Annotated in this window: 8 protein-coding genes; all 8 read right to left on the bottom strand. The window is 57.2% G+C overall.

Annotated elements, in window-relative coordinates:
- On the bottom strand, positions 1 to 1,219 hold a 1,219-nt coding region (locus H6B10_RS08430; protein WP_345941724.1), incomplete at its 3' end, for a rhamnulokinase.
- Between the two features lie 113 nt (positions 1,220 to 1,332).
- A complete protein-coding gene (locus H6B10_RS08425; protein WP_007046228.1) occupies positions 1,333 to 2,307 on the bottom strand; it encodes an AraC family transcriptional regulator in 975 nt (324 codons plus the stop codon).
- Between the two features lie 47 nt (positions 2,308 to 2,354).
- Positions 2,355 to 4,592: a beta-glucosidase gene (locus H6B10_RS08420; RefSeq protein ID WP_207751594.1), complete on the bottom strand. Its 2,238-nt coding sequence runs from the start codon at positions 4,590 to 4,592 to the stop codon at positions 2,355 to 2,357.
- Positions 4,593 to 5,052: 460 nt separating this feature from the next.
- Complete coding sequence (locus H6B10_RS08415; RefSeq protein ID WP_204651185.1) at positions 5,053 to 5,877, bottom strand: SDR family NAD(P)-dependent oxidoreductase; 825 nt, start codon at positions 5,875 to 5,877, stop codon at positions 5,053 to 5,055.
- A 36-nt stretch (positions 5,878 to 5,913) separates the two neighbouring features.
- The gene (locus tag H6B10_RS08410) at positions 5,914 to 6,765 is read right to left on the bottom strand and encodes a sugar phosphate isomerase/epimerase family protein (protein ID WP_204651184.1); all 852 of its coding nucleotides are present in this window, start codon (positions 6,763 to 6,765) and stop codon (positions 5,914 to 5,916) included.
- 3 nt (positions 6,766 to 6,768) lie between these two features.
- On the bottom strand, positions 6,769 to 8,583 hold the full coding sequence (locus tag H6B10_RS08405) for a family 43 glycosylhydrolase (RefSeq protein WP_204651183.1): 1,815 nt from the start codon (positions 8,581 to 8,583) through the stop codon (positions 6,769 to 6,771).
- A gap of 5 nt (positions 8,584 to 8,588) precedes the next feature.
- Positions 8,589 to 10,772 (bottom strand): glycoside hydrolase family 2 protein, encoded by a 2,184-nt coding sequence (locus H6B10_RS08400; RefSeq protein ID WP_204651182.1) that lies wholly within the window; start codon positions 10,770 to 10,772, stop codon positions 8,589 to 8,591.
- A gap of 70 nt (positions 10,773 to 10,842) precedes the next feature.
- On the bottom strand, positions 10,843 to 11,613 hold a 771-nt coding region (locus H6B10_RS08395; protein ID WP_204651181.1), incomplete at its 5' end, for an MFS transporter.

The following is an 11,613-nucleotide window of genomic DNA, read 5'->3' as shown; positions in this document are numbered from 1 at the left end:
CGGCGATGGCGTTCTTGTAGCACAGGGTCAGGCTGCGGTAGACGCACTGCATCAGCTGGCCCACCGTCTGGGGCACAGGCTGGCCGCTCCCGGCGCAGGCGTCCTGCACGGCGGTGATCATGCTGGCCGGGGCCAGGAAGGCATCGTCGTTGGCGTTAACCACCGACGGGAAATCGGCGGCGCTTTCGGCGGCGGCAATCAGGTCGGGGAAGCTCCACTGCTTCTCCCCTGCCTGCACATCCAGGGTCCATGCGGCCCGGGTCTTGCCGGCCACGTAGTCCACCCCGTTGAGTTCCCGCCGGATGGACTGGATCATCCACAGACCCATGATGTTCTTCAGATACCGGAACCGGTACCAGGCGCCGCCCTCGTTGGTGAAGTTCTGGACGCGGCTCTCCTCGGTGGTGATGGGGGCTTCGTTCTCCACCCCCAGCAGGCTCCAGGTGCCGCTGGACAGATACACCGCCCGGTCATCCCGGGCCGGCACCGCCAGGAAGGCCGAGCCGGTGTCGTGGGTGGCGGGCAGAATGACGGTGGTCTGGAAGCCCACTTCGGCGGCGATCTCCTCTTTCAGAGGCCCCACCACCGTGCCGGGCATAGACAGGGGGCCGAACAGCCGCCGGGGCAGGCCCAGGGTGTCCAGCAGTTCCCTGTCCCAGGTCTTTTTAGCCGCGTTGACCAGGTTGGTGCTGCTGGCGTTGGTGTATTCCTGCTTCTGCACGCCGGTGAGCAGATAATTGAAGTAGTCCGGAATCATAAGCAGGCTGTGGGCCGCTTCCAGCTGTTCGGGGTGCTCTTTTTGCAGCGCCGCCAGCTGATAGATGGTGTTGAACAGCTGCTTCTGGATGCCGGTGCGGGCATAGAGCTCGGCGGGGCTGATCTTGGCCTCCACCAGTTTGTCGGCACCCTCGGTACGGCTGTCGCGGTAGGCCACCGCGTCGCCCACCGGCGCCCCGTCCTTGTCCAGCAGTACAAAGTCCACAGCCCAAGTATCAATGCCCACCGTGGTGGGGACCTTGCCCAACGCCTTGCAGGCTTTCAGTCCGCCCAGAATGCCCTGCCACAGATTGTCCATGTCCCAGCAGTCGTGGCCGTTCTTGCGGATCTGCCGGTTTTCGAACCGGTATACTTCCTCCAGCACCATCCGCCCCTCTTTCAAATGCCCCAGAATGAGGCGACCTGACGATGCGCCGATATCGATTGCAAGATAATACCGCACTTCCTGCAGCTCCCCTTCCTGTTTTTTCACTGGTATCAGTATACCGGCAGAGGTCTAAAAAAATAAGCGCGTGATTTACAATAAAATCACGCGCTTATTTAAGTAATTTTTCCTCAATTATCGGAATTGCACAAATGATCCCGGTATTCTTTCGGCGTTATGCCAAAGGCTTTTTTATAAATACCGTAAAAATAACTGGTGGTGTCATACCCCACGGACTCGGCTATCGCCTGCACGGGCAGCCTGGTGGTGCGCAGCAGCTGCTGGGCCCGGTCCAAACGTTTCTGCTGCAGCAGTTCCTTGAAGGTATTACCAGTTGCCTGCCGGATCAGGGCGCTCAGGTAGGGAAGCGAAACATGGAACCGCTCCGCCACATGGGACAGGCTGGCATCGCGGCAGTTATCCTCAATTTCGCGTAGTGCCGCCAGCACAAGCGGGCTTCCCTGCCCCGGTTCGCCCTGCACTTCGATACATTCATGGTGGTTCAGCAAGTCCAGCATCAGCATCGCCATGCGCAGTTGATTGGCGCCACGGGTCCCAGGTTCATTGTGCAAAAGGCTCCAGACCATGCTTTCCACCAAATTCTGGACCGGAAGCAGTTCTGCGGTATGGCAGACCAGATGGGAAATCTCCGCACCGCCGTTTTTCAGCGTTCCCAGCAAAAAACGTCCCAAAAGATTGGAAGTTCCCACAATCTGAAAAGCATAGTCAAAAAATTGGGGCAGCACAATGAAGTTCACCGCTACATCCCCAGCCTCCGCTCTTTGGATGGCGTGGCTGGCCTGCTGATTCAGAAACAACAGCTCTCCCGCCTGCAGATGCACCGGCGTACCGCCGCCGATGAGGTGGGTTGTCTGACCGGCGCACATATACATGATCTCCACATAGTTGTGGCTGTGACGGGGAAAGGCTACGAACCGGGTATGGGGGCGTATGGTGATGAGCTGGCCCTGGCGCAGCAGCTTGGCCGCATCGATCTCAAACCCATGGCCGGAGGCATACAATGTCCGGTCTAGCGGTTCCCCATCCCGCAGTTTCTGCTCTTCCGATGTAATGTGGGACAATGTGTTCAGAATTTCTGTATCCATAGTTTGCTTCTGGTCTCTTTTATCCGTATTCAGACGTACGTTCTCTTTTACCCGTTCAGTCCTTCCAACATTCCTTTGAGTTGTTCTTCCGTTAAAACACCAAAGGAAACCAGTGTTCCCAATGTCATTCCCTCCAGCATACGGGAGGCGCCTTCGGTATCACCGGCAGAGGCCTGTCCTGCCGCTGCTTCCGCCAGCCGCTGCAGGATCGGGCCAAACACGGCGGCTCCTTTGGGATCCGATACTACGTCGGCCAGCGTACTGTATTCGGTAAACATCCGAGGTAATGGCCGCTCCGCAGTGAACGACACTTCCTTGCGAAGCCGGATATCCCTGCTGGACGCTCCGACTTCGATCTCATAACAACCGGTGGGGGTATAAAAATCATGGAGCAGCGGCTCATAATATGCCAAATCACGGGCATTCAGTTCGAAGGTAATCTCCCGCCGCTCACCCGGCTGCAGTGCCACCTTGGCAAAAGACTTCAACTCCCGTACAGGTCTGCGCCGCATCCCGGCAGGCGGCGCCACATACAACTGTACGACTTCCTTTCCCGGAAGCTTCCCTGTATTGATCACGGTCAGCTGTACCCGCAGCGTTTCCCCTTCCCCCATCCGGGAGCGATCCACCGTCATATTGCTGTAGGCAAAACTGGTATAGGACAGGCCATACCCGAATGGGAACAAAACATCCATTTCTTTGGCGTCATAATAGCGGTATCCCACAAAAACGCCTTCACGATATTCTGTAATGCCATTTTCGCCGGGGAAGTTGAACCAGGACGGGGTGTGGGCAAGTTTCTGCGGGAAGGTCTCGGGCAGCTTTCCGCTGGGATTTGCCTTGCCATACAAAAGATCCATGGTGGCTGCACCCACACCGTCACCGGGGAGATACATTTCCAACACAGCGGCCACCTTGTCCAGCCAGGGCATAGTGATCGGAGCGCCGTTATACAGCACGACAATGGTATTGGGCTGCACATCAGAAACTGCTTCTATCAGTTCATTCTGGTTGGCCGGCATTTCCAATGTCGTACGGTCTACGCCTTCGCTTTCATACCGTTCCGGCAGTCCGGCCAGAATCACCGCTGCATCAGCCTTGCGGGCCGCAGCCACCGCTTCCTCCAGCAGTGTACGGTCCGACGTATCAGATCCCTGATCATAACCGCGCGTCCAGCTCATACCCTTCGGCATGCAATCCACCGCACGGCTGATATATGCACTGTTTACATGACTGCTTCCGCCACCCTGATACCGTGGTGCAGCGGCAAAGTCTCCGATGAGCGCCACGGAACTTTCCTCCGTCAGAGGCAGCACCGAGTCCTTGTTTTTCAGCAGTACCGCGCATTCTTCAGCGATGTGACGGGCAAAGTCATGGTCGGCAGCGCGATCAAAAACAGCATCCGGATGGTGGTTTTCTATGCCTGTCTGTACCAGTTTCAGCACATTGTACGCCGCACGGTCCACCTCTGCCTCCGTCAAAGTTCCGGCGACCACCGCATCCAATACCTGCTGAATTCCTCTCCTGCTGCCTCCCGGCATTTCCAGATCCAAACCGGCTTTTACGCCCACTGCGCGATTTTTTACTGCCCCCCAATCTGTTACCACCATACCCTGGTATCCCCAGGCCGAGCGCAGAATATCGGTAAGCAGCGTTCCGTTTTCACTGCAGAACGTTCCGTTCACCTTGTTATAGGCACACATAACCGCCTGAGGTTTGGCCTCCTTGACGACAGTTTCAAAGGGTGCCAGATAAATTTCGTGCAGGGTGCGTTCGTCTACCACACTGTCGCCCACCATGCGGTCAGTTTCCTGATTGTTGGCGGCAAAATGTTTGATGCAGCTTCCCGTACCGGTGCTCTGGACGCCTTCCACCATGGCGGCCCCCATCTGTCCGGCCAGGACGGGATCTTCACTGTAATATTCAAAATTTCGTCCGCACAGAGGGCTTCGCTTGATATTCAGCCCCGGCCCCAACAGCAATGCGACCCCTTCAGCCTGGCATTCGTTTCCCACTACACATCCCAGCTTTTGTGCCAGAGCTGTATCAAAGCTTGCGGCCACCGCAGCCGACGAGGGGAAGCACACAGCAGGCGTACTTCCATATATGCCCAGGTGATCACTTTCTTTTTCCTGTTTTCGTAAACCACTGGGCCCATCACTCATCATAATGGCCGGAATTTCCAAGCGCTCTATGGCGCGGGTGTGCCAAAAATCTCCACCAGTCAAAAGTTCTGCCTTTTCTTCCAGCGTGAGTTGCTGTATCAATTCATTCAAGTTCACCATGGTATTCCTCCCGTTCAAAAGCAACGCAGGATATTTCTTACGTATTGCCGTAATTTTGGTTAATGACAGCATAGCATATTTGCCAATCAGTGAGGAGTCAAAAATTCAGCTTAAAGGACTATAATTCCATAAGTTTATGAAAAGCAGAAAGTTTATGCCGTTATTCGTCACCCTTGCGCGGATTTCACTGTTTCTATACTGCCTCTCTTGATTTCCAAAGCGGTTGCCTGCGCCTATGCGGCTCCCAATACTTTAAACCATACATATAACCAAACACATACAAAAAGCACCCGATCCCGGTATTACCGAAAATCGGGCGGTGAATCACGGGCACATCTGTCCCTTTAACGTTTGCCTGCTAATATCCGTCAATCAGTAAGAGAATTTTTCACTCTGTACTTGAATCAGTCTGCATACAATGCAGCAGATTCAGCAAGGCATTTCTGCCAGAAGTCCCGTGTCAATTCTCTGCTGTGCCCGCGTAAAGTCCGGGATTTTTCCAGGTGGTCACATTCTGATGTCCCGCGCTCAGCGCTCCGTCCACCGGAATGACCGCACCGGTGATATACCGGGCCATATCGCTTGCCAGGAACAAAGCCAACCAGGCGCACTCCATAGGATCTCCCATTCTGCCTGCCGGGCAGTCTTTTGCAAACATGGCCATCGCAGCTTCGGGAATATCGCCGAAGATGCTGATCTTTGTGTATCCGGGGCAGATTGCATTCACCGTGATTCCATAGGCGGCGTAATCCAGAGCCGCGGCACGGGTCATACCGACCACTCCGAATTTCGTTGCAGTATACAATGCCTGCCCCCGCTGCGGAACAAGGCCGGCCACCGACGCAACGTTGATCAGGAAACCGCCTTTGGATTTGCTGCGGAAGATTGCCTCCGCCGCGTACTTCATGCCGGCAAATACGCCTTCACTGTTGAGCGCAAAAATCCGCTCATACTCTTCCATTTCATATTCATGCAAAGGATTGCCGCCCATGCCGATTCCGGCATTGGATACGAAACCGTCCAGCCGGCCATAGATTTCCACCGCTTTCTCTACCAGAGCCTTGATCTGTGCGGGATCACTGCAATCCGTACGGACAAAGACGGCATCACCGCCTTGTGCAACGATCTCACTTGCCACCTTCCGGCCCTGTTCCTCACTGCGTGCGGCCAGCACCACTTTCATGCCGTTGGCTGCAAAAGCCCGTGCGATGGCTTCGCCGATGCCTCTGCTTGCGCCGGTCACAACGGCAACTTTGCCCTGTACACTTTCAAAAGTGGCTTTCATAGGTATTTCTCCTTTCGCTCTGCCTTTTCTTGGATTTTATCCTGGAATCCGGTTCAGGAATTGCGCGCTGACCTGCGCGCTTTTCACCGGACTGCCGTCAATCCAGTTGCGGTGGCTCTCCAGAATCACCGCGTCCACGTTGGCCTGCAGGGCCTGTTCTAGCAGGCTGTCCAAGTCCATGTTGCCGGTGCCCAGTTCCATGCTGTCGGTTTTCAGAATGGGGGTCACGGCAGGGCCCTGCACTCGACTGCCCCGGTCGTTGATGTGCCACAGCTTCATGCGATGGCCCAGCCGCTGCATCCAGGCCAGCGCGTTGGCACCACCCTCGGTAAACCAGTAGCTGTCGAACTCAAAGTTCACAAACCGGGGATCAGCCTCCTCCATCAGGATGTCGTAAGCCCGTTTTTGGGCATTGACCCGGCGCAGCTCGCAATTGTGGTTGTGGTAGAGCAGCTCCACGCCCTCCTGCAGAAGGGCCTCCCCGGCTTTGTTCAGCCGGGCGGCCAGGTTGCGCACGGTGGCTTCGTCCCCGTAGTCAAACCGATACATACCGGTGATGACCACATACTTGGTCCCGAAGCTCTGGGCCTCCCGGGCAACCTCTTTCGGGTCCCGTTCCAGGCTGCCCAGGTCGGTGTGCAGGCTGACCACTTCTAGCCCTGTCTCCTGCACCAGCTTGTGCCAGTCCAGGTTGCCGCCCTTGCCCACCGGCATGCCGGCGGCCTTGGTCAGCATCTTGACCATGAACCCGATGGGATGGATCATGAACCCGCACAGCTCGATACCGTCGTACCCGGCATTCTTGAGGGCAGCCAGGGTTTCCCGGGCCTGGGTTTCGTTGTTCAGTACCGTTCCCAGCATAAATTGCTGGACTGCCTTTTTGGGCATGACTCACCCCTCCATTTTGATGATTTCGCCGGTGGTGATGCCGTTTTCGTTGAAGCTGTCCACACAGACATAACACTCCTGACCGGCCATGAGGGTAGACAGATTTACCTCGTCGGCACCGTAGACCAGCCAGCTGTGGTAGAGTTTGTCGGGATCAATGCCGTAGCGCACATTGCAGCCCTGCGCATCTTCCAGATGCTGCCAGTGCACCTTGCCGTCCAGCGGACTGACCCGCACAGCGGAGGCCCGGGCCCGGGCGGGTTTGTCCCCGTCCCCGTTGCCGAACACCCGCAGCCCGCTGATGCGCAGGGTTTGACCGTAGGGCAGCTCGCCGCCCGTCACCCGCACATACCGGGCACGGATGCCTTCAGGGTATTCATAATATCCGTTGGAACATTCCCGGGCCACCGTTTCCCGGGCGGTCCAGGTGGCCCCATCCAGGCTGGTTTCCACCGTATAACGAGAAATCTGCGGTTGCAGTTCAATGTGCCGGGTCTTGCGGGCATCCCCGTAACTGTCGGCGGGAAAGTCCACCACCACACCTTCATCGGCCAGATTCACCTGAATGGCCCGGATGTCCTGTTCTTTTTCCAGGTCCACGCAGAGCCACTGCCCGGGGGCATCGCTGCCCGCACTCCACCAGTCCCGGCAGGTCTCGTTCACCGCCAGGGCCGGGTTGCTGCCCGCTGCCGTGGAAGAAGCCGTGACCGGCTTGCGGTAGCTCAGCATCATCCATTCCGGCTGCCAGTTTGCGGCATCAAAGGGGCCCGCCGGGATGCGATGAGGATAATCGGCAAAATTCTGATTGCAATACAACACTCCGTCCCGGTCGAACCCCGCCGGGAACAGCCCCACCCGGCGCTCGAAGTCGTGGTTGACCGAGATGCGCATGGTGGCGGCATGCCAGTAGTTGCCGTACCGATCTGCGATGGTGCTGCCGTGGCCCGCACCGGTCATGAAACCGCCCGGCACCGCCGAGAAGGGGTTGGAGGCCTGCCGGGTGAAGGGTCCCAGCGGAGAATCCGACGTATAGACGCCGTCGGCGTAGGTGTTGTACTGGGTGCCGGGGCAGGCGTACTGCAGGTAGTAGGTACCGTTGTGCTTGGTCATGTAGGCCCCCTCAATGTAGGGCTTGCCCACCGCAAAGAACATGGCAGCCAGATCGTCGGTGCTCATGCCGGGGATGTGCTGCATCTCCGGAGGGAATTCCAGTTTGCCGGTGGCGGGATTGTAGTGCTGTTTCAGCGCCTGGTACACCACACTGGCCTCCCGGTCCACCACCCCATTGTCGCCGGGGCGCTCGTAGCCAAGGGACTCTTCCTGCCCGAAGATCAGTTCCTTCTTTTCCCCGATGGGGGTCATGGTTTTGGGGTCCATCTCCACGCCCCAGATGGGGGTGGTATTGGAGCAGCCCCAGTAGAGATACACCCGGCCATCATCATCCAGGAACAGGTCGGGATCCCAGAAGGCGAAAGGCGCACTGACCTGCTCAAAGGGTTCGTGCAAAGGGTCCTTGGAACGCAGGATCGGGCAGTTCTTCCCCTTGCGGCTGGCGCAGAAATACAGGTACTCCCCCACCTGCCGTACATCGGGGGCATAGTCGTAGATCAACAGCCCCGGGTCGGGGTGGAATTCCCAGTGCAGCAGGTCGTCGGAGTACCAGAACCCCGCCGACATAGAGACAAACAGGTAGTATTTCTCCTTGAAAAACACCAGCGTAGGATCAGCGCCCTCCCGGAAGCCCTCAACGCGGGAACCTTCCTTCATATGCTGGTAGCGGTAACCCAGATCCAGGGGATTACAGTAGGTCTGCTTCATGGTGTTCACTCCTTGGAAATGCCCTGCAGCACACGGTTGAGCTGCTTAATATCCTCAATGTCGGTGCCGGCCTGCCTGAGCATGCCCTCAATGGTCATCCGCTGCATGGCCCGCTGCATCATAGCCACCAGAGCCGGGTTGTCCTTGACGGCGGCCGCTACATCCCCCCGGGAGGCGGCGGCCTTATCACCGATTTGCTTGAGGATGGGGCCCACCTTGGCATCGGCCATAGCGGCAGCCATATTGTCCTTGACGCTCCAGCAGCTTTCGTCCAGCTCGCCGTCGAACCAGTTGGTTACTTCCCGCCGGTTGGCCATGGCGTAGTTCGGGTTGGGGGTATCCACCCGGTTCACCAGAATCACACTGGAATAGCCGCCTGCCCGGGCCTCGATGGAATGTTTGCCGGTAATGGGCACCCGGAAGGTAAACACTTTATCCCCCTGCTTTGTCTCCTGCAGCCTTCCATCCACATAGAGAGCCACTTCCGGCAGGTTGGAGTAGACCTTCACTTCGGTGACATCCTCGGCCCGGTCCACATACCGGCTGCCGCAGGTATGCACAAAGGCCTCCTTGCTCCAGTATGCCTTGTAAAGGTAGAAGGCATCCTTTTTGATCTTGCGGTCAAAGGTGACAAGACCTTTCTGGTTTTCGCCGTTCTTGCCGCCTTCGTCCCGGCCATCGGCGGCAAAGTCAAACATATTCCAGACGTGAGTGGCCCACAGCCAGGGACGTTCCGCAATCATTTTTGCCATGTGCTCATGGTAGACGCACTGGTAGGTCTCGGTGTAATCGCCCCGTTCGGGGTGGGAAGTCTGGTAGGCGGGGTTGGCGTCGGCACCATACTCACTGAAGCCGATACACCGGTCGGGATACTTGGCATGGTATTCGTCAAAGAAGTCGTCGTTCTGGTCCAGTTCGCCAAGGTACCAACCGAAATAGAGGTTATAGCTGTTCACATCGGGGATTTCCAGAATGGGGCTGGTGATCTCCAGCATAAAGACGTTGGCCATGGTAGTGGGCCGGGTGGGATCCAGACGATGGGCCAGGTCGTTGAGAGCACGGTGGTTTTCCAGCAGTTCCTCATTCACCGGGCTGGCAGCAGTGATTTCGTTGGAAAGCCCCCACACCGCGATGCAGGGATGGTTGTAATTCTGGACGATGAGCTCCTCCATCTGGGTCAGGGTGTTGGCCCGGCCATTATGCATGTGCATCGTGATGTAGGGAATCTCGGCCCAGATGACCAGGCCCTTCTCGTCACACAGGTCATAGAAGGCCTGGGCGTGCTGGTAGTGGGCCAGCCGGATGGTGTTGGCGCCCATTTCCAGAATCAGGGCCAGGTCCTCCTCCATCATCTCTTTGGTGATGGCAACGCCCACCCCCTTGCGGTCCTGATGGCGGGAAACGCCCCGCAGCGGGTAGAAGCGGCCATTAAGGAAGAAGCCTTTTTGCGGGTCGATCTCAAATTTGCGGCAGCCGAACCGTGCGGACTGCGTTTCGCCGTTATCGAGGCTGGCAGTGACGGTGTACAGATAAGGGTCGTCCAAACCGTTCCACAGACGGGCATTTTCCAGCGTGAAAACAGCCTTGGCGGTACCGTTCTCCACCGGAGCGCTCATTTCCTGGCCATCCAGGGAAAAGCGCACCCTGTCGGCGTCCACCACAAGGGCCTCCACCGTCACCTCGCAGCGGCGGGTTTCCAGGTCGGTGACCACCGGGGTCACCTTCACCGGCACCGCCCCGTTTTCCTCCATAGCAAAGTGGGCGGCGGGTAAAATGTGCAGCGTCACATCCCGGTAGATGCCGCCGTAGAAGGTGAAGTCCGCCTTCTGGGGGTAGACGGTATCGTTGTCGCTGTTGTCCACCTCGACGGTGAGGTTGTTTGTGTCCTGCAGCACATCGGTGATATCCACCCGGAAGGTGGAATACCCGCCCTTGTGCTCGGCCACCTTCTGCCCGTTCAGATTGACCACCGCTGTCATAGCCACGCCGTCAAACTGCAGCACCGCCCGGCCGCCTTCCGGCAGCCGGATAGCCGGCAGCTGAAGGGCGTAAGTACAGCTGCCACGGTAGTAATCGTTTCCGCCGTCTTGCCCATCCACCGCATTCCAGGTGTGGGGCAGGGTCACGGGTTCGCTGTGTTCCTCCTTGGTGAAGGTCCAGCCTGTATTCAATACGATCGTTTCACTCATGGAAAACACTCCTTCTCTGGTCTTAGGGCAAAAACCGAAAGGGGCAAACCCTTTCGGTTTTTGTGTGGGTTTACTTCAACTGTTCGGCAAAAAGCTCGGCCCGGGCAGCGGCTTTCTTTTCAGCGATGCGCTTCTGTACATGGACCATCTCTTCCTTGGTCAGAGGGCAGTCGCGCATAGCCACCAAGGTAATGATCCATCCGATGATGGGCAGGCCAAACTTGAGGAACATGGTCATCCAGAAGATGGGGGTGGTGCAGGGGTCGGTGGGCTGAGGCATGGTGGTGGTGTAACCCAGCAGCGCCACAGCACCGGTAGCAATGACCGCCGCAAAGGAGGTAATGAGCTTGTCCACCAGGCTGTACGTGCCGGAAACCACCGCCGGAATATACCGGCCGGAGCGATCCAGCTCAAAGTCGATAGCATCGGCCATGTAAGAGGTATTGGAGGTAGTAATGCACATGTTGGAACCGTTGAGCAACAGGTTCAGTACTGTATTGATGATCATTTCAGAACTGCCTATGACGCCAATTCGAGTCGGGTCAATGGACAGGAAAAAGACCACCAATACCACCGTGATGGCCATGCTCACATATGTCCAGGTCACAATTCCCTTCTTGCTGCCGTGTTTGCCCACATATCTGGCACCAAAGGCTGCAAAGAAGATGGAGGGCACCATGCTGATGACCGTCAGGATGGTGGCCAGGCCCATGTTGCCGATGATGATGCCGCTGAACAGGGTGTTGATGACGGCCTGACTGGCTACTTGCTGGGCCAATTTGTCCGAGGCGTTGGAGGCAATGTAGCATTGCAGAGGTTTGTTGTGCATCAGCACTTCGAT

Source organism: Gemmiger formicilis (genome assembly GCF_016901605.1).
Lineage (GTDB): Bacteria > Bacillota > Clostridia > Oscillospirales > Ruminococcaceae > Gemmiger > Gemmiger formicilis_B.
The sequence above is the reverse complement of the archived record's forward strand: the minus strand, read 5'-3'. Positions and strand labels throughout refer to the sequence as shown.

Bases quoted from the DNA above. Each gene is read 5' to 3' on its own strand.
- H6B10_RS08425 (WP_007046228.1), bottom strand. From the start codon at position 2,307: ATGGATACAGAAATTCTGAACACATTGTCCCACATTACATCGGAAGAG.
- H6B10_RS08420 (WP_207751594.1), bottom strand. From the start codon at position 4,592: ATGGTGAACTTGAATGAATTGATACAGCAACTCACGCTGGAAGAAAAG.
- H6B10_RS08415 (WP_204651185.1), bottom strand. From the start codon at position 5,877: ATGAAAGCCACTTTTGAAAGTGTACAGGGCAAAGTTGCCGTTGTGACC.
- H6B10_RS08410 (WP_204651184.1), bottom strand. From the start codon at position 6,765: ATGCCCAAAAAGGCAGTCCAGCAATTTATGCTGGGAACGGTACTGAAC.
- H6B10_RS08405 (WP_204651183.1), bottom strand. From the start codon at position 8,583: ATGAAGCAGACCTACTGTAATCCCCTGGATCTGGGTTACCGCTACCAG.
- H6B10_RS08400 (WP_204651182.1), bottom strand. From the start codon at position 10,772: ATGAGTGAAACGATCGTATTGAATACAGGCTGGACCTTCACCAAGGAG.